This window comes from Sulfitobacter pacificus (assembly GCF_030159975.1).
In the GTDB taxonomy this organism is placed as follows: Bacteria; Pseudomonadota; Alphaproteobacteria; order Rhodobacterales; family Rhodobacteraceae; genus Sulfitobacter; species Sulfitobacter pacificus.
Map to the genome: position 1 here is coordinate 3,374,369 of NZ_BSNL01000001.1, position 18,694 is coordinate 3,393,062.

Annotated in this window: 18 protein-coding genes; 7 read left to right on the forward strand and 11 right to left on the reverse strand. The window is 59.0% G+C overall.

The features are described 5' to 3' along the window. Nucleotides 1-35 precede the first annotated feature (35 nt). The gene (locus QQL78_RS16855) at nt 36-1,049 is read left to right on the forward strand and encodes a helix-turn-helix domain-containing protein (protein WP_284375067.1); all 1,014 of its coding nucleotides are present in this window, start codon (nt 36-38) and stop codon (nt 1,047-1,049) included. 10 nt (nt 1,050-1,059) lie between these two features. On the opposite strand, the gene QQL78_RS16860 is transcribed toward QQL78_RS16855, so the two are convergent. The 4 genes from QQL78_RS16860 to ilvD form a co-directional block, all read right to left on the reverse strand. Continuing rightward, nucleotides 1,060-1,434: a hypothetical protein gene (locus tag QQL78_RS16860; RefSeq protein WP_284375068.1), complete on the reverse strand. Its 375-nt coding sequence runs from the start codon at nt 1,432-1,434 to the stop codon at nt 1,060-1,062. Nucleotides 1,435-1,449: 15 nt separating this feature from the next. Then, nucleotides 1,450-2,223, reverse strand: coding sequence for a DUF6478 family protein (locus QQL78_RS16865; protein WP_284375069.1), 774 nt, complete (start codon nt 2,221-2,223; stop codon nt 1,450-1,452). Nucleotides 2,224-2,345: 122 nt separating this feature from the next. After that, a complete protein-coding gene (locus QQL78_RS16870) occupies nt 2,346-2,924 on the reverse strand; it encodes a hypothetical protein (RefSeq protein WP_284375071.1) in 579 nt (192 codons plus the stop codon). Beyond that, nucleotides 2,905-4,671 carry a dihydroxy-acid dehydratase gene (gene ilvD, locus QQL78_RS16875; RefSeq protein WP_284375073.1) on the reverse strand — a complete coding sequence of 589 codons (1,767 nt, stop codon included), beginning with the start codon at nt 4,669-4,671 and terminating at the stop codon, nt 2,905-2,907. Before ilvD ends, QQL78_RS16870 begins: the two co-directional genes overlap by 20 nt. A 130-nt stretch (nt 4,672-4,801) precedes the next feature. Between ilvD and QQL78_RS16880 the strand changes: the two genes are divergently transcribed. The 5 genes from QQL78_RS16880 to QQL78_RS16900 all read left to right on the forward strand — a co-directional run bounded on the left by QQL78_RS16880 (nt 4,802) and on the right by QQL78_RS16900 (nt 11,369). Then, a complete protein-coding gene (locus QQL78_RS16880; protein ID WP_284375076.1) occupies nt 4,802-7,906 on the forward strand; it encodes an ABC transporter transmembrane domain-containing protein in 3,105 nt (1,034 codons plus the stop codon). After that, complete coding sequence (locus QQL78_RS16885) at nt 7,906-8,793, forward strand: CPBP family intramembrane glutamic endopeptidase (RefSeq protein ID WP_284375077.1); 888 nt, start codon at nt 7,906-7,908, stop codon at nt 8,791-8,793. Before QQL78_RS16880 ends, QQL78_RS16885 begins: the two co-directional genes overlap by 1 nt. A 59-nt stretch (nt 8,794-8,852) precedes the next feature. Then, nucleotides 8,853-9,800, forward strand: coding sequence for an acetyl-CoA carboxylase, carboxyltransferase subunit beta (gene accD / locus QQL78_RS16890; protein WP_284375079.1), 948 nt, complete (start codon nt 8,853-8,855; stop codon nt 9,798-9,800). Next, nucleotides 9,797-11,071 (forward strand): bifunctional folylpolyglutamate synthase/dihydrofolate synthase, encoded by a 1,275-nt coding sequence (locus QQL78_RS16895; protein ID WP_284375081.1) that lies wholly within the window; start codon nt 9,797-9,799, stop codon nt 11,069-11,071. The genes accD and QQL78_RS16895 overlap by 4 nt, the downstream gene beginning before the upstream one ends. 106 nt (nt 11,072-11,177) lie before the next feature. Continuing rightward, complete coding sequence (locus QQL78_RS16900; protein ID WP_284375082.1) at nt 11,178-11,369, forward strand: hypothetical protein; 192 nt, start codon at nt 11,178-11,180, stop codon at nt 11,367-11,369. Nucleotides 11,370-11,388: 19 nt separating this feature from the next. On the opposite strand, the gene zapE is transcribed toward QQL78_RS16900, so the two are convergent. Then, a complete protein-coding gene (zapE, locus tag QQL78_RS16905; protein ID WP_284375083.1) occupies nt 11,389-12,447 on the reverse strand; it encodes a cell division protein ZapE in 1,059 nt (352 codons plus the stop codon). Nucleotides 12,448-12,582: 135 nt separating this feature from the next. Between zapE and QQL78_RS16910 the strand changes: the two genes are divergently transcribed. Next, nucleotides 12,583-13,824 carry an MFS transporter gene (locus tag QQL78_RS16910; protein WP_284375084.1) on the forward strand — a complete coding sequence of 414 codons (1,242 nt, stop codon included), beginning with the start codon at nt 12,583-12,585 and terminating at the stop codon, nt 13,822-13,824. Between the two features lie 9 nt (nt 13,825-13,833). Here QQL78_RS16910 and QQL78_RS16915 read toward each other — a convergent pair whose 3' ends face one another. From QQL78_RS16915 to mbfA, 6 genes are all read right to left on the reverse strand, one after another. Then, on the reverse strand, nt 13,834-14,751 hold the full coding sequence (locus QQL78_RS16915; protein WP_284375085.1) for an ornithine cyclodeaminase family protein: 918 nt from the start codon (nt 14,749-14,751) through the stop codon (nt 13,834-13,836). Beyond that, a complete protein-coding gene (locus QQL78_RS16920) occupies nt 14,748-15,368 on the reverse strand; it encodes an HAD family hydrolase (RefSeq protein ID WP_284375086.1) in 621 nt (206 codons plus the stop codon). Before QQL78_RS16920 ends, QQL78_RS16915 begins: the two co-directional genes overlap by 4 nt. Before the next feature lie 66 nt (nt 15,369-15,434). Continuing rightward, a complete protein-coding gene (locus QQL78_RS16925) occupies nt 15,435-15,887 on the reverse strand; it encodes a YaiI/YqxD family protein (protein ID WP_284375088.1) in 453 nt (150 codons plus the stop codon). Nucleotides 15,888-15,890: 3 nt separating this feature from the next. Further along, complete coding sequence (fghA, locus tag QQL78_RS16930; RefSeq protein ID WP_284375090.1) at nt 15,891-16,724, reverse strand: S-formylglutathione hydrolase; 834 nt, start codon at nt 16,722-16,724, stop codon at nt 15,891-15,893. 26 nt (nt 16,725-16,750) lie between these two features. After that, nucleotides 16,751-17,680 (reverse strand): AEC family transporter, encoded by a 930-nt coding sequence (locus QQL78_RS16935; protein WP_284375092.1) that lies wholly within the window; start codon nt 17,678-17,680, stop codon nt 16,751-16,753. Between the two features lie 37 nt (nt 17,681-17,717). Then, on the reverse strand, nt 17,718-18,692 hold the full coding sequence (gene mbfA / locus QQL78_RS16940; protein WP_284375094.1) for an iron exporter MbfA: 975 nt from the start codon (nt 18,690-18,692) through the stop codon (nt 17,718-17,720). Between the last annotated feature and the right edge of the window lie 2 nt (nt 18,693-18,694).

Genomic DNA, 18,694 nt, shown 5'->3' on the forward strand with positions numbered 1-18,694 from the left:
TGCAGGGGGTGAAACCCGATGGATGATCCGCTGCCATGCTTTTTGTGCCCTTGCCGTTATTTGCTACTTTTGCATTGTGTTTTGTCCTTGTCCGGCTGTGGGTCACCCGCGACATGACGGTGACGGCGCATCGCTTGTTTGCGCTGGTGGTGGCGTTTTATACGGTGCAGTCGCTGCTGCTTTGCCTGCGTTGGGGGTATGACATTGAAGGTGTCGCGCCGTTGATTGCGCTGCTGGCGCCCTGTTTGCCGGTCTTTGCCTATCTTGCCTATCTGTCGCTGGCGGATACGCTGTCGCGGCGCAACCTGTGGCCGCTGGGGGTGATTGCGGTGAATTGGCTGATCTGGCTGGTGCAGCCGATGCTGGTCGATGTGCCGATCCTGCTGACCTATCTGGGGTTTGGTGTCTTGCTGTTGCGGTTGTCATGGGGCGGTAGTGATGCCCTGCCGCTGTCGCGGATATCGGATGCAACGGGGGTGTTATACGCGATGCGGCTGACCGGGCTGGCATTGGTCGCGTCCAGTGTGACCGATATCTATCTGATCTATGATTTTGTGCAGAACGAGGGGCGTCATGCGGCGCTGATTGTCACTTTTGTGCAGACCGGGTTTGTGCTTGTGATTGGCCTCTCCGCCGCCTTTGCTCAGAGTGCGGCGGCAGAGCCCGCGCCAGAGGATGCCCTGCCGGAACCGCCGGTAGCCACAGAGGAAGACAGCGAGATTATTGCCCGCCTGACGGCGCTGTTCGAGCAGGAGGGGCTGCACCGCAACGAAGAGCTGAGCCTGCGCAAACTGTCGCGGCGGCTGGGCTTGCCGGATCGACGGGTGTCGAATGCGGTCAACCGGCTGCGCGGTGTGAACCTGTCGCAATTTGTGAATGATTTCCGGGTGGATGAGGCGCGCAGGCTGTTGCTGGAGACAGATAAAACCGTGCTTGAGGTGTCTCTTGAGGCAGGGTTTGCGACCAAATCGAACTTTAACCGTGAGTTTGCGCGGGTGACCGGCCAGACCCCATCGGGTTGGCGCAAGCAGGCCAAAGCGGCGGCTTAGGTTTGAGGGCTTAGGTGGTTTCGACGCAATGGCGGCGGAAGGCGCTTTTCAGCATGTCCAGCTCCGCCCGCAGCAGGTCCATCTCGGCGCGAATGTCATCGGCCAGCGCCTCGCCCGCGATCAGGGTGATGTGGCCGATTTTCTCATTCGCTTCTACGTCGCGGATGATCAGCGTCTGCACCCCGTCGGCAATCGCCTGTGCCGGGATCGGAACGGACAGCGTCCAGTGATCCGCGCTTTGGTTATGGGTCATCACAAAATCGGTGATCTTGGTGCTTTCATGTGTCACCTCGATGCGCGGTTTGTCCTCGTCCACACCGCCGGTGATGATGCCTTGCCAGACACCTTCTTTCATTTTGGTTTTGGTCAGTTGCAGCTGTGACATGGGGTGCGGCCCTTCCTATAGATGCGCGCGCGGGCGGCGCGAGAAGGTAAGATCCCGCAGGATCACCTGATTCATTTGTGGACCCTCAAAGATCAGATCAATCCACGCCCGTTCAACCCGTTTTTCATTCAGGTTGGAATAGGCCAGATCAAACTCGACCCTGTGGTTTTCTTCGTTCAGCGGCAGTTCGCGTACGATCTGTTCGGTGTTCGGCCCGTGTTTGATGTTGAGGCGGGCAAAGATCTCCAATGGTTTTTCCATTTCGACAATCGCATCCATGCGCAGCAGATGGGTGCGTTTCAATCCGTTGGTGCCATCCTCCGGCAGATCGACAACAAGCGATAAAAACGAGCCGTCGAATTGAAAAACATCCAACCGCAGACCATAGGGTGCCAGGTCCGCCTCTCGCAGGTTGCGCAGCTGGCGCAGGGTCAGTTCCGAAAATTCGCAGTCGTGAAACAGGGTGACCTCATCCCCCAACATTGATTTGGTCTGCACCGCCGAAAGCCCAGGTGTGGGCAGTGGCCCGCGCCATAACTCGGGCCGCCAGGCCCAATCGGTGTTATGCGGTTTGGGAAAGCTGGTGGAGCCGATCATCGGCAGGGCCAGCCGTTCGTCCGCTGTGTGGATCAGCTTGTCCAGATGGGTGCGCAGGGCGCGCGCCCGCGTGCGTTGACGCCGCAGCAACGGCAGCTCTGTCTCGGAGGCCCGCCGCGCGGCTTTGGCCCAACGTTGGAAATTGCGTGAGAAAACCTTGCCGTCCAGAAAACTGAAAGAGATTTTGGACATGTTTGTGCGAGCCTTGGTGGATTGTGTTGTTTTGTAAGGACTCTATCGGGACGACACCGTGCATTCAACAGATTGGCAACAATCCGCGGCAAAAACCACAGGTGTTGCGGATTGCGAAACGATTAGCCGTCCGTAAGGCTGTTGATCACCCGGTTCAGAACGCTGCGCCCTTCGGCACCAACGGCCCGTCCGCCGTTTGGACCATAAAACGCCAGCGCCATCATCTGAGAGCCGACACGGGCGGTGCCGCGCCAATGTGTCTTGCTGAGCCCTTGGGCGGGGGGAGAACCACTGGCGCGAAAGGTCACGCTGTGGTCTTTCGATACCGGGTCGGTGATCGCGTCGAGGCGCAGGGCCGCGGCGGTTTCACCGGGTGTTGGAATCGTTGCGCTGGCGGCGGAAAAGCTGGCGGTCAGGATGCCGAGCGGCGCGCCAGTCCCTGCCGAAGGCGCGCCAAGGCTTTCGCAACGCGCCATCAGCGCAAAATTCTGCTTAAGCGAGCTTTTGTCGATGCAGAAACCTTCTGGTGCAACCAAGGTCACGGTCCCAAAGGCCATTTTGGCTTGAGACAGGGCCACGGGTTTATTGGAGCTATTGCCGTCCAACCCTTGCAGGAACGCTCCGCCCTGACCGTCCTCGCAGGCCGCGAGGCTGATCAGGGCAAGGAGCGCAAAGGCGCCTTTACAGGTCCATGTAGTCATGGGTTTCCGCCTTGCCGCCGGGATGTGTGACCGCACCAAGATAGGTCGGGCCAACCAGCTGAGCGTATTTCCACAAGGCACCGGAGGCATAGTTGGTTTCACGCGGACCGGACCATGCCGCCTTGCGGGCGGCCAGTTCGTCGTCCGACAGATCAACCGAGATTGACCCTTCGATGGCGTTCAGGGTGATCATATCGCCATTTTTCAGCAGACCGATGGGGCCACCCATCGCGGCCTCTGGACCAACGTGGCCAACGCAGAAACCGCGGGTCGCGCCGGAGAAACGACCATCGGTGATCAGCGCCACCTTTTTGCCCATGCCCTGACCGGAGAGCGCCGCCGTGGTCGCCAGCATTTCGCGCATGCCGGGGCCGCCACGTGGGCCTTCGTTGCGGATCACAAAAACATCGCCTTCGGAATAGGTGCGGTTCTGCACCGCTTCAAAGGCATCCTGTTCGCATTCAAACACCAGTGCAGGGCCGGTAAAGACAATGTCGTCCTCTGCCATGCCAGCGATTTTCACGATGGCACCTTCGGGGGCAAGGTTACCCTTCAGACCCACAACGCCGCCGGTTTTGCTGATCGGGTTGTCGATGGCGTGAATGACCTTGCCGTCTGCCTCGCGCTCGATCCGGTCAAGTTCCTCGCCCATGGAATAGCCCGTTGCGGTCAGACAATCGAGGTGGATCAGACCCGCCTTGCGCAGTTCCTTCATCACCACAGGCACACCGCCTGCCTCATAAAGGTCTTTTGCCACGTAGGCACCGCCGGGTTTCATATCGACGAAATGCGGTGTGTCGCGGAAGATTTCGCAGACGTCTTCAAGGAAGAATTCGATGCCAGCCTCATGCGCCATGGCGGGCAGGTGCAGACCTGCGTTGGTAGAGCCGCCGGTGCAGGCGACGATGCGGGCCGCGTTTTCAAAGGCTTCGCGGGTACATATGTCGCGCGCGCGGATGTTCTTTTCGATCAGGTTCATCACCGCAGCACCAGAGGCCACGGCATATTCGTCACGCGATTTGTAAGGTGCAGGTGCGCCGGAGGAGTTGGGCAGCGCAAGGCCGATTGCCTCTGATACGCAGGCCATGGTGTTGGCGGTGAACTGGCCACCACAGGCACCGGCAGAAGGGCAGGCGACGCGCTCAAGGATTTCCAGCTCGGCCTCGGTCATGGTGCCGCCCTGCCAGTTGCCAACCGCTTCGAACATATCTTGCACGGTCAGGTCGCGATCCGCAAAGGCGGCAGGTACATCCGCGCCTTCGGGCGCTTTGCCCGGCAGGATCGAACCACCGTACATGAAAACGGAAGGCACGTTCAGACGGATCATCGCCATCATCATGCCGGGCAGGGATTTGTCACATCCGGCAAGACCGACAAGCGCGTCATAGCAGTGGCCCCGCATGGTCAGTTCAACCGTATCGGCAATCGCCTCGCGCGAGGCCAGCGAAGAGCGCATGCCTTCATGGCCCATCGCGATGCCATCGGTGACGGTGATGGTGGTGAATTCGCGCGGTGATCCCTGTTCCTGTTTCACGCCGACCTTCACGGCCTGTGCCTGACGGTTGAGGGCGATGTTACAGGGGGCGGCCTCGTTCCAGCAGGTGGCCACGCCGACCAGAGGCTGGTGAATCTCTACATCCGTCATGCCCATCGCGTAGTAATACGAGCGGTGCGGCGCGCGTGCGGGCCCTTCGGTGACGTGGCGGCTGGGTAATTTGGATTTGTCAAAACGTTGGTTGGTGGACATGGCCTGGCTCCCTGAAAGTCGTTTTTACCGGAATAGTCGGGTGGCGGCGGTGCTGCAAGACCAAGTGGTCATGTTGTAATGACGCGGCGGCGGGCCTAGTTACTGGAAAGCCCCAGCGAAAGACCCCTTTATGGAACGCAGCATCTTTTCCTTTATCTGGAAGTATTCGCGCCGCGAACAGATGATCCTGCTGGCCTTTACGCTTTTCACCTTTCCGTTTCTTTACGCCACATTGGAACTGCCCAAACGTATCATCAATGATGCTATCGGGGCAGAGTCCGGGATGATCGAGGTTTTTGGCACCCCGGTCAGTCAGGTGCAGTTTCTGATGCTTTTGTGTTTCGGCTATCTGGGTGCGGTGCTGGTGCATGGCGTGCTCAAGATGCGGTTAAACACCATGAAAGGTGTGCTGGCCGAGCGGTTGCTGCGCCGGTTCCGCTATCAGTTGATCAGCCGGATGATGCGGTTTCCGCGCAGTTATTTTCAGAACACCAGCCAAGGGGAATTGGTGTCGATGGTGACCTCTGAGGCCGAGCCGATGGGCGGGCTGATGGGGGATGCGGTGGCACAACCGGTGTTTCAGGCAGGGCAGATGTTGATCATTGTGATGTTCCTGTTCCTGCAATCGGTGTGGTTCGGGCTGGCTGGTGTGGCGCTGATCCCCTTGCAGGCCTGGCTGATCCCGATGCTGCAACGCCAGATCAATCTGCTGAACAAGGAACGTATCAAAGAGGTGCGCCATTTCGCCTCAGAGATCGGCGAGACAGCGGCAGGGATCACGGATCTGCGCACCAATGGTGGGTGGCGGTATCGGCTGGCGGGGTTCACGGATCGTTTGGGGCGGCTGTTCGAGGTCCGCTTCCGGATCTACCAGAAGAAGTTCTTTATGAAGTTTCTCAACAACTTCATCACCCAGCTGACGCCGTTTTTCTTTTATGCTGTGGGTGGTTATCTGGCGATCAAGGGAGAGATCACTGTGGGCGCGTTGGTGGCGGCGCTTGCGGCCTATAAGGACCTCAGCAACCCGTGGAAGGAATTGCTGGCCTATTACAATCAGACACAGGATATGGCCCTGCGTTGGGATGTGGTGAACGAACGTTTTGCCCCGACAAATATGATCGACACAGCCCTGTTCGAAGGCACCCCAGAGGAGATGCCGCATCTGCGCGGGGATATCGAACTGTCCAATGTTTCTGTTCGAAATGACAGCGGTGACATGGTTTTGCGCGATATTACCCTGAAAATTCCGGCGGGCAGCACAGTTGCATTGGAGGTCACCAATCAGACCGAACGGACGCTGCTGTCCGAGGTGCTGACCCGCGAGATCAACCCGTCACGCGGGCAGATTGCCATTGCTGGGCATGACCTGTCCGGTCTGCATCAGGCGGTGGTAGCCGCGCGGATCGGTTATGCGCAGGCGCAGCCCTATTTGTTTCAGGGCGACATTGGCAGCAACCTGTTGATGCCGCTGCGCACCAGTCCCAAGACCATGTTATGGGACCCCGGCCACAAGGATCGCGCCACCGTTGAGGCGCGCCGTTCTGGCAACAGCCCTGACAGCACCCGCGCCAATTGGCTGGACCCCGAGATCGCGGATCTGGACACCCATGAGGATATTTTTGCGTTTTGGTATGAGATCACCGAGGCGCTGGGCACAGCGGATGAAATATTCGAACGGATGCTGGATGCCCGCATGGAGGTGGAGAAACATCCGGAACTGGCCCGCCGTATCGTTGCCTTGCGCGGTGAGGTGCATCGCCGGCTGGTTGCAAAGGGGCTGGACAAGGCAATCCATCGATTTGATCCCGAAAAGTTCAACCCGGCGGTCCCGTTGGGCGGCAACCTGATGTTTGCAGCTCCACGCCGCGACATCAGCCAGGTGGGTCTGGCCGCCGAGCACGGGTTTCTGGCGATGATCATTGATCAGGGGTTGGCCGAACAGGGCATTGCGATTTCGCAGACACTGGTCGAGATGTTGCACCGCACCTTTGGCCGGGATGGCACCGACCATCCACTGTTTGTCGCGCTGGGCATCGAGGAGCAGCTGTATGAACAACTGGTGGATATTGCTCATCGCCGCCGCGACAAGGGGGATCAGGCCCTGTCGACAGAGGAATTTGCGCTGCTGTTGACGGTGCCTTTCGCGCTGACCGCCGAGCAGATCGGGGCCGCCTTTCCCGAAAGTTTCAAACATGAGATTCTGCGCATCCGAAAAGCCAAAGGGGCCCAGCTGCGTGAACAGGCGAAAGAGATGTTTGTGCCGGTCACGCCGGATAACTATCTGCCCCGGCTGACAATTCTGGAGAATCTGATCTATGGCCGGTTCTCCGCCATGGCCGGGTTGCAGGCGGATCTAGTGCGCGATGTGGTGACGGATGTCCTGTCTGAACATGATCTGAAAAGGCTGGTTTCGCAAAACCTGTTTGACGTACCCACGGCGATTGGGGGGGCGAATTTGCCCGCCGTTTTCCAGCAACGTGCGGCCTTTGGTCGGGCTGTGATCAAACGCCCGGATGTGCTGGTTTTGAACCAGTTGCTGGTTGGCAAAGACGCAGAGGCACAGGCCCGCATTCGTGACCGCCTGAGAGTGTTATTGCCAGAAACCACGCAGATTTACATCAACGACACCTTTGCCGCGCCGCAGGATTTCGACATGCATGTCGCGATTAACAATGGCCAGATTGACGGGGTCGAAACCGCAGATCAGCTTGATCAGGCGGATTCAGGGTCGGATGACTTGCGCCGCAAGCTGCGGATCATTTCGCGCAACGATCTGTTTGCCTCGCTTGACCGGCGCAATCAGCGTCTGCTGGCCTTTGCCGCGCAGTGGTACACGGCAGAGGCGGGGCAGCGGATATTCTCTGCCGGGGAACGGGCGGATGCGGTCTATCTGTGTTTGTCGGGGCTGGCCGAATTGGGGAATGTGGATGACGACGGGAAGATGCGCCATGTCTCGGATGTGACGCCGGGACGATTGATCGGTGATCTGGCAGTCATTCTGGACGAGCCGCGCCAATTGGACCTGATCGCCACCCAAGAGGTCAGGTTTTTGCGTATTGGAGCAGAGCAGTTTCGCTCTGTCATCGAAAGCGACAGGGTTGTTCTGCTTAGCCTGTTGCGCACGGTTGCGGGGTATCTGACCGGCGCTGCTGAACTGTTGATTGCCTCAAACATGGAAATACCCCGCGACCTACGCCCGCCGACACCCCCTGCATCGCCACCCGAGGGTCCGTGATGTCTGCCTATCGCCTGCACGAGGGGTTCATTGCCCCCGCACGACGACATCCGGCGTTCTGGCGTTTCGGGGTGGGCCTGATCGTGGCCGGTTTTGTCTATCTCTCGTTGAACCAGATCTATTTTCAGACGGTGCTTGGGCTTGGCTCCAATGACCCACAGTTTCTGACTGACATCATGACCGGATCAACGCCACTAACGATGTATATTCTGCTGTTCGGCTTTGTTTTCATGGCTGTGGGTGTGGGGATCAGTGCGCGCCTGTTACAAGATCGCTCGTTCCTCAGCCTGCTTGGCCCGCTGCCGCTGTTAAGGCGTGATTTCAGGTTGGTATCACTTGCGGTTCTGTCGGTTCTGGCGCTGGTTCTTGTGCTGCCGCCCTGGGACATGGGGGAGCCATATGTGCCCAATATGGCGCTTGGCCGGTGGCTGACCCTGCTGGTGCCTTCGCTGGTTTTTATCCTGCTTCAGGTCAGTGCCGAGGAGATTGTCTTTCGCGGCTATGTCCAGCAACAGCTGGCGGCGCGGTTTCGATCACCATGGGTGTGGATGGTGCTGCCCTCTGTGCTCTTCGCGATTGCACATTATCAGCCTGAGACAGCAGGGGAGAACGCCCTGTTGATTGTGGTCTGGGCCGGTGTCTTCGGCATATTTATGGCGGATCTGACGGCGCGGTCCGGGTCGCTTGGCCCTGCCATCGCTGTGCATCTGTGGAACAATGTGGCGGCTATGGCGGTTCTTTCCCTGCCGGGTGACCTGTCTGGTCTGGCGCTTTACCTTGCGCCCTTCGGCATGGATGACACCGCGGCGCTGCGCGCATGGTTGCCCGTGGATTTTGCAATGATGTTGGTGCTGTGGCTTGCAGCGCGGGTGGCCATCAGGCGTTGATTGCAATATTGTCGCGGCACGCTTATCTGAGTGCAAACCAAGGTATCAGGGACCGCCGCATGAACTGGATCAACAACTATGTCCGCCCACGGATCAACTCGATCTTTTCGCGCCGGGAGACTCCCGACAACCTGTGGACGAAATGTGATGAATGCGGCACCATGCTGTTTCACCGCGAGGTTTCGGACAACCTGAACGTTTGTACCAACTGTGGGCATCACATGCCGATTGGTGCGCGTGAGCGATTTACGTCTTTGTTTGACGGCGGTGTCTTTGTCGAGGTTCCGGTGCCGGCACCCACCCCGGATCCCTTGCATTTTCGCGACCAGAAGAAATATCCCGACCGCCTGAAAGCGGCGCAGAAGGCCACCGGCGAATCCGAAGCGATGCTGGTTGCGACCGGTGACATGGGGCGCACGCCGATTGTTGCGGCCTGTCAGGATTTCTCTTTTATGGCGGGATCGATGGGCATGTATGTTGGCAATGCGATCATTGCCGCAGCTGAAGAGGCGGTAAAACTGAAGCGGCCGTTGATCCTGTTCTCCGCTGCGGGTGGTGCCCGCATGCAGGAAGGCATCCTGTCGCTGATGCAAATGCCGCGAACAACTGTAGCTGTGCAAATGCTGAAAGAGGCGAATCTGCCTTATATCGTGGTGCTGACCCATCCGACCACCGGTGGTGTGACGGCAAGTTACGCGATGCTGGGGGATGTGCATATCGCGGAGCCCAATGCGTTGATCTGTTTTGCCGGGCCACGGGTGATTGAACAGACGATTCGCGAGAAACTGCCTGATGGGTTCCAGCGGGCGGAATATCTGCTGGATCACGGGATGTTGGATCGGGTGACACCGCGCAACGCATTGCGGGATGAATTGATCAACATCACCCGCATGTTGCTGGGTCTGCCACCTGCCGTGCGCGGTGATCTGCCCGCGCCGCAGGAGGGGGGCGAGTTGGATCATGCCCTATCCGATGGCGAAGCGGCCGAAAGTGCCCAGAAGAAATGACGCAGCAAACATCGGATGTCATCCTTGAGCGGATGATGGCCCTGCATCCCAAGGTCATGGATTTGACCCTGGATCGCATGTTTCGCCTGCTTGAAGCTCTGGACAATCCGCAGGAGAAGTTGCCGCCGGTCATTCATCTGGCTGGGACCAATGGCAAGGGGTCGACGCAGGCGATGATCCGCGCCGGGCTGGAGGCGGCAGGCAAGTCGGTGCATGCCTATACCTCGCCACATCTGGCACGGTTTCACGAAAGGATCAGGCTGGCCGGCGATCTGATTGACGAAGAGGCGCTGACGGCATTTCTGGATGAATGTTACGTCGCCAATGACGACAAGATGATCACCTATTTCGAGATCACCACCGCCGCGGCCCTGCTGGCCTTTGCCCGCACCCCGGCTGATTTCACCCTGCTTGAGGTCGGGCTGGGTGGGCGGTTGGATGCGACCAATGTGACCGACAAGGTGGCGCTGAGCGTGATCACGCCTGTGTCACTGGACCATCAGCAATATCTGGGCGAAACGCTGGCAGAGATTGCGGGTGAAAAGGCAGGTATCATCAAACGCGGGGTGCCCTGTGTGGTGGGCCCGCAGGACGAGGCCGGGCTGGAAGTGATCGAAGCCACCGCCGCGCGTAAGGGTGCGCCGCTGCTGGCCTATGGGCAACAGTGGCATGTGGGCATCGAAGCGGGACGCATGGTGTATCAGGATGAACGCGGCCTGCTGGACCTGCCGATGCCCAATCTGCTGGGCGCGCATCAGGTGCAAAATGCCGGTGCTGCATTGGCGGCCCTGCGCCACTTTGACGTAGATGCGGAAGCCTGCGAAGCGGCGGTGACGCAAGCCTATTGGCCCGCGCGGATGCAACGGTTGAAAACCGGACCCCTGGTCGAGATTGCAGGCACGGCGGAGCTTTGGCTGGATGGCGGGCATAACGCGGCGGCGGGTCATGCGCTTGCGGCGGTTCTTGCGCAGGGGGCCGCCCGTGCCACACATCTGATCTGCGGTATGTTGAATACCAAGGATGTCACCGGTTACATGCGCCCGCTGGCGCCGCATGTGCAAAGCCTGCATGCGGTGTCGATTCCGGGTGAAGCGGCGACATTATCGGCCAAGGAAACTGCCGCTGCGGCAGGTGCTGTCGGGATCGAAGCCTTTGAAGCGGAGACAGTTGAGGCGGCCCTACGGGACATTCTGGCCTCTGATCCACAGGCGAAGGTATTGATTTGTGGATCACTTTATCTGGCTGGTGCCGTTTTGCGTCAGAACGGATAATTTTACGCAGTTTCTTTGCACAAAACGGCTGGTTTCGGTTAGGATTCTTGCAATTTCAGGCGCACCAACACGGTGTGACAGCTGATGATCCATGAGGAAGAGCAAGATGGACCAACAGGAAAAGTTTGCCCGAGAACCGTCGGAAACGGCCGATGGCCGCGCTGTGTCGCAGATCGTTTTTGTGCTGATCGGCATGGCGATTATCGTTGGCGGGATCTGGACGTTATATATGGGTAACGCGCCGTATCATCCGCAAGATGAGGTGACCCGCGAGAGTACTCCGTTGATCGGAAGTTGACCGCTCTCGCCCTTTGGCCTTAATCGCCCCAGCCTTCGGCCTGCATTTCACGCAGCCGTGAGGCGGTGCGTTCAAATTCAAAGGTGCCTTCGCCCTCAAGATACAGCATTTCCGGCTGCGCCGCAGCAGAGCAGATCAGCCGCACCTTTGCCTCATAAAGCGCATCAATCAGCGTTACGAACCGTTTGGCCTCGTTGAAATTGCTGCGTCCCAGGGTGGGAATGTCATCCAGCAGCAGCACCCGCACCGCATCAGCCAGCGCCAGATAATCCGCAGGCCCCAAAGCGGTGCCGCAGAGATCGTGAAACCGCGCACGGCCCATGCCATTGTGATAATGTGGAATTTCCACATCGCGTCCTTTGACACGCAGCACCAGTGGCGCCCCCTCCGTGCCAGCGAGGTCGTTCCAGACAGCATCCATCGCGCTGCGCGCCTCGGCGTTCACCGGGGAAAAATAGACCTGCGTGCCTGCCAGACGGTCCTGCCGGTAGTCCTTTGGGCTGGCCAGTTCATGCACGACCATTTTCTCTTTGATCAATTCGATGAAGGGCACAAACAGATCGCGGTTCAATCCATTCTTATAGAGCTCATCCGGCAGGCGGTTTGACGTCGTCACCACTACCACACCGGCGGCGAACAGGGCCTGAAACAACCGGCCCACAATCATCGCATCGGTGATGTCGGTGATCTGCATTTCATCAAAGGCCAACAGGCGCACAGAGGCGGCCACATCTGCGGCAACGGGGGCAATCGCATCGTCCACACCGGTTTTGCGCACCTCATGCATGGCGCTGTGGATTTCCTGCATGAAAGCATGGAAATGCACCCGCCGCGCCGGGATACCCTCCAGATGATCCACAAACATATCCATCAACATGGATTTCCCGCGCCCTACACCACCCCAGAGATACAAGCCTTGCGGCGGCTCGGGGGCCTTGCGGAACAGCCCCTTTTTCGCCGGGACAAGCAGGGCATCGCGGATGCGATCAAACTCGGGCAGCACGGCCTCTTGCGCCGGGTCGGCGTGAAGCGTGCCGGCGGCGATCAAGCTGTCATAGGTCTCGCGCAAGCTGGTCATTCACCCCCCATAGCGCAAATCTGAACGGCTTGGAAAGCGGTTCTCATCACGATGGGTGGTCCTGCCATCACAAGGGTTGATTTGACCGCAGACGGCATTTGTCTAACGTGGCGCGACCAACCCAAGGAAGTGACCATGCCGCAGCGCACCCCAATGTTTACCCCCGTTCTGATTGTCAGCTGCATCATCATCATGGTCAGCTTTGCGGTGCGCGCCTCTTTTGGTGTTTTTCAGATCCCCATTGCCGAGGAATTCAACTGGCTGCGTGCCGAGTTTTCGCTGGCGATTGCGATTCAGAATTTGGCTTGGGGGATTGGCCAGCCGATTTTCGGGGCGATGGCAGAAAAGATCGGAGACAAGCGGGCGATCATCATCGGGGCGGTTGTCTATGCCGTGGGGCTGGTGCTATCGGCCAATTCGACCACGCCGATTGAACATCAGGCCTATGCGTGGCTGGTGGGTTTTGGCATCGCGGGCACGGGGTTTGGCGTTATTTTGGCGGTTGTGGGCCGCGCGGCGAGTGATGAGAACCGTTCGATGACGCTGGCGATTGTGACGGCGGCGGGCAGTGCCGGGCAGGTATTCGGCGCCCCTGTGGCGGAATGGCTGCTGACATTTCTGTCATGGCAAAACACCTTCCTTGTCTTCGCCGCTGTGATTCTGTCGTTGATCCTGACCTTGCCGCTGATGCGGGCACCGGCAATGGCCAGCAAGGCCGAACTGGAAGAGAGCCTTGGCCAGATCTTGACCAAAGCCTTCAAGGATCCGTCTTATACGCTGATCTTTCTGGGGTTCTTTTCCTGCGGCTATCAGCTGGCGTTCATCACCGCGCATTTTCCGGCATTTGTGACCGAGATGTGCGGCCCTATCCTTGCCGGTGGGGTGCTGCATAACATTGGCATCACTACTACATCGGCCCTTGGTGCGGTTGCGATATCCCTGATCGGGCTGGCGAATATCGCGGGAACGCTGGCGGCGGGCTGGGCTGGCAAGCGGTATTCGAAGAAGTATCTGCTGGCGGGGATCTATGCGGCGCGCACGGTTGTTGCGGGGCTGTTTATCCTGCTGCCAATGACGCCGGTGACGGTGATTGTATTCTCTGTCGCCATGGGCTCGCTATGGCTGGCGACGGTGCCGCTGACCTCTGGGTTGATCGCGCATATTTACGGGTTGCGTTATATGGGCACGCTTTATGGCATCATCTTTTTCAGCCACCAGATGGGCAGCTTTCTGGGCGTCTGGCTGGGCGGTCGGATGTATGACGCTTTCGGTAGCTATACGGCGGTCTGGTGGATTGGTGTCGGCATCGGGGCGTTCAGCGCGGTGGTGCATTTGCCTGTGCGTGAACGCCGCCTTGAGGGTCTGCAGACGGCCTGACCTGCTGGATCACCACCGCGCGTTCCAGCGGTCCAGAATGTAGCGCGATGTCATCAGATCAAGATGCGCCCCGCCGCCGTTCTTGAACAGGGTGATTTCGTCATCACTTTGGCGTTTGAAAGCATCCAAGCTGTAGTAATCGGCAATCAGATTGTCGCGCGTGATGACACCGGCCTCCAGCGGGATGTTGATTTCGCCGATATGGCCGATGGTGGTGTCGAAACTGTCGACAAATACGCGGGCGCGTAACAGTGCCGCGTCATCCACTTCGCGCATGTCGGGGCGGTAGGCACCGATCAGATCCACATGCTGACCGGGGCGCAGCCATGCACCTTTGATCAGCGGATCTGTGGACATTGTGGCGCTGGTGATGATGTCGGCCTGTGTCACGGCGGTTTCGAGATCTTCCGCGATGGTGATGCCGGGCAATTCGCTGGCCATCGTTTCGGCATTGGCGCGGCTGCGGTTCCACAGGGTGAATCGGGCCTGCGGAAAGGCCGCGGAATAGGCGGCATGCAGGGCGCGGCCCTGATTGCCCGCACCCACGATCAGTATCTCGCGGCTGTCAGGGCGGGCAAGGCGGCGGGCGGCAAGCAGGCTGTCGCCAGCGGTTTTCCATTTGGTCACAAGGTGGAAATCGACAATGGCCTCAAGCGTGCCGTCGCCGTCGGCATAAAGGTTCAACCCGCCGTTGATCATCGGCACATCCTTGGCCGGATTATCGGGAAAGACAGTGGCGGTTTTGACGGCCATGCCCAACCCGTCAATCCAGGCGGCACGGCTGAGCAGGGTATCCTTGCCCCGGTAAAGGAACGTATCGCCAATTTCTGCCTTCGGCAGGGTGTGGCCATTGGCAAGTGCATCGGTCAGGCCGATCCAGTCCAGAACGGCCTCGCCTTCGGTGAAGGGGATCATGGGAATGCTCATTGTGCGTCGTCCTTGGTGAGCAGGCCCGCTGTAACCAGCCTGTCGGCCCAGCCTTGCGGGTCTGTGAAATGATGGGTTTGCCAGCCACGTTTGGCCGCAGCGGTGATGTTTTCGGCGCGATCATCGGTGAACAGCAGGGCTTGCGGGGGGATGCCGCTGGTCTGTTCAACTGTGGCATAGATGGTGGGATTTGGTTTGATGATGCCCAGATGGCCAGAGATAAAATCGCGGTCGAACTGACGCAGGAACGGATAGCGGGTGGCGGCAAGATCATAGGTCTGGATGCCAAAGTTGGTCAGGGAAAACACCGGCACACCGCGTGATTGCAGCGCGGCCATCAGGCGGACGGAATGGTCAATCGCAGGCGATGCCATATCAAGCCATCGGTCATGCCAGAGCATGATTTCATCGCGCCATTCCGGCGTGGCCTGCGCGGTTTCGGTGATGACATTGCGGAAGGTTTCACCGCTGTCCACACGGTCGTTCATGGCATGAAGGTCGACGGCGGCGAACATGGCACGGCGACGGTCCGCGCCGATGATACCGTCGAAGAAGCGCTCCGGTTGCCATTCGATAAGGACGTTGCCAATGTCGAATACCACGGCTTGGGGTGTCATTTTGTCATCTCCGTATCGGTGCGGAAATTTTCAAAGTTTCCGGCTGTTTTCTTATAAAGAAGACGATCACAATCGCGCTGCTGCGCGCAATTCACGCTCCAGCGCATCCAGAAACCGCGAGCGGTCCGCCTTGGTGAAACTTTTGCCGCCGCCTTGGCGAAATGGGTCAGCGGCCCGCAGGTCCGTCATCAGGTCACGGGTTGCCAGCACGTTGCCGATATTCGCCGCCGTCAGCGCCTCGCCATTGTGCTTCAGTACCTTGGCACCCGCCTCTACACATTTTGCCGCCAGTGGAATGTCGCCGGTCACCACCACATCGCCGGTGCCACAGCGTTCGGCGATCCACATGTCCGCCACATCAGGGCCATCAGGCACAATCACGGTTTCCACAAAGGGGTTCTGTGAGGGCCGCAGCCCGCCGTTTGACACCACAAACATGCGGATCCTGTGGCGGGTGGCGACACGTTCGGCTTCGGCTTTGACCGGACAGGCATCCGCGTCGATGTAGAGCGCAGTCATGGTTCAGCCCCCATAAAGCGCTTCAGCGTGGAAGGCGACGTGGTCTTCCATGAAGGTGGAGACAAAGAAATAGCTGTGGTCATATCCCGGTTGCATACGGAAGGTGCCGTTCTGGCGTTTCGTTGCGAGGGCGGCGGCCAATGCCTCGGGCTTTAGCAAGTCAAGGAATTGGTCAGCGGCCCCTTGATCAATCAGGACAGGCCCGTCAAAGCCGACATCGGCCATCAACAGGCTGGCGTCATGTTTGGCCCATTTGGCGTCATCCTCGCCAAGATATGCGGTCAGCTGTTTGCGGCCCCAATCGCTGCCCGTGGGGTTGGCGATGGGCGCAAAGGCGGAAACCGACAGGAACCGTCCGGGCAGGTTCATCGCCAGCGTCAAGGCACCATGCCCGCCCATGGAGTGGCCGGTAATGCCTTGGCGATCCATATCCAATGCGAAATTTTCACCCAGAAAACCGGGAAGCTCTTCGGCAATGTAATCCCACATCTGGAAGTGCCGCTTCCACGGGTCTTGGGTAGCGTTTACATAGAATCCCGCGCCCTTGCCCAGATCGTAGGCCTCGTCATCGGCCACATCCTCACCGCGCGGCGAGGTGTCGGGGAAGACCACCGCGATGCCATGTTCCGCCGCCCAGGCCTGTGCGCCAGCTTTGTTCATCGCATTCTCATGGGTGCAAGTCAGGCCGGAGAGATACCACAACACCGGCACCGGACCATCGCGGGCTTCGGCGGGCAGGAACAGACCAAATGTCATCTCGCAATTGCAGGTGGTCGAGGCATGGGAATAGACGCCTTGAGTGCCGCCAAAGCTGGCATTTTCGGATATGGTTTTCATCGGATGGTCCTTTGCGGAAATGCGGTTCAGGCGGTGGTGATCCAGCCGATAACAAGGCTGACGGTCAGAATACTGATGGCGGTCGAGACAAGGATGGCGGTTGAAACCCGCACCGGTGCCACACCATAGTGCTGGGCCAGCATATAGACATTGCCGGCAACGGGAAGGGCCGCCACGGCGATGATGACGCCCGCTTTGAAAGGATCAACGCCAAACAGGAACAGGGCGGCAAAACCGACAAACAGCGGGTGCAGCACCAGTTTGCAAAAGGTCAGCCAACCGGCAACAGGCAGTTTGTCAGGGGCGGTGAGGGCCAGCGAGGCCCCGATGGCAAACAGCGCGCCGGGAGTGGCGGCCCCGCCAAGGATCGCAAGGAAATCGTTCATCGGATCCGGGATCGGGATCTGCAGTCCGGACCAGAGAAACCCAAGGGAGATCGCGACGATCATCGGGTTTTTCACCAGTCCCAAGGCGATGTTGCGCAGCATGCGCAGGCTGACCTGCCCGTCCCGTGAGCCGGTGATCAGGATCACAATGAGGCTGGAAAATACAATCAGATCAATGGCCAAGGCCAATAAGACGGGGCCAATTGCTTCTGGACCCAATAGTAAGGTCAACATCGGCACACCCAGAAATCCGGTGTTGCCGATCACCGCACATTGCGCCTCGATGGCGGTGGTGGGAATGTCGAGACCGCGCAGGAACCCCGCGATGGTGGCGATGCCATAAACAAAGGCCGTTCCCCAAAGATAGGCGGCAAACAGGCGTGTGTCCCAAAGCTCGGCCAGGGACAGGTTTGCCGAGAACCGGAACAGCATGGCGGAGAGAGCGAAATAGAACACGAATTTGGTGAGATACGCCGTGGCCTCGGCGCTGAAGAACCGCGTTCGGCCAGCCCAAAACCCCAACCCGATCAAGGCAAAGAACGGCAGGGTTTTCAGAAAGATCGCGAGCATGGGTTAGCAGTAGCCAGCAATCCGCACCCTTGCAAGCCTATCCCGAGCCGATCAGCACCCCGGTGGCAAAGACAAGGGCACCCCCCAGAACAACCTGCAAGGCGGCGCGGAAAAACGGGGTCTCCATGTATTTGTTCTGAATCCAGGCAATTGCCCAGAGTTCGATAAAGACCACGACAAAGGCCACAGTTGTGGCGGTCCAGAAATCCGGGATCAGATAGGGCAGCGCATGGCCCAAACCCCCCAAGGTGGTCATGATGCCGGAGGCAAAGCCGCGTTTCCAGGGAGAGCCACGCCCCGACAGGGACCCGTCATCAGAGGCGGCTTCAGTAAACCCCATCGAAATGCCGGCACCCACGGAGGCGGCCAGCCCGACAAGGAAGGTTGTCCATGTGTCCTGTGTTGCAAATGCGGTAGCAAAGATCGGCGCAAGGGTAGAGACAGAGCCGTCCATCAACCCGGCCAACCCCGGCTGAACCCACGTCAGCAGAAACTGCCGTCGTTCCTGATCATCCTCGGCGACGATGCTATCGGCGTCCAGATGTCGGGCGGAAAGGTCGGTTGCCGTGTTCTGATGGCCAGCTTCTGCGGCGGCCAGATCGCCCAGCAGCTTGCGCGTTTCTGCGTCTTTGGTGCTTGCGGCGGCTGCCAGATAAAACCGTTCTGCGTCGCGCTCCATGGCGGTGGCCTCGGTTCGGATACGTTCCAGCCCAAGGTTTTCGATCAGCCAGACCGGGCGGCGGGCGTAGTACCCCGAGACATGTTCACGCCGGATCAGGGGTATCACCTCGCCAAAGCGCTTTATATGCAGGTCGATCAGCCGTTGACGGTGAATGTCCTCTTCGGCAGCCATGCCGTCAAATACCGCTGCAGAGCTGGGAAACTCGGCCCGCAGAGTTTCGGCATAGCCGCGATAAATACGCGCGTCATCTTCTTCGGAGGAGATCGCAAGGGCGAGGACCTCTTGTTCGCTCAGGTCAGAAAACCGTTTTCTATTAAAGGCAAAACGCATCG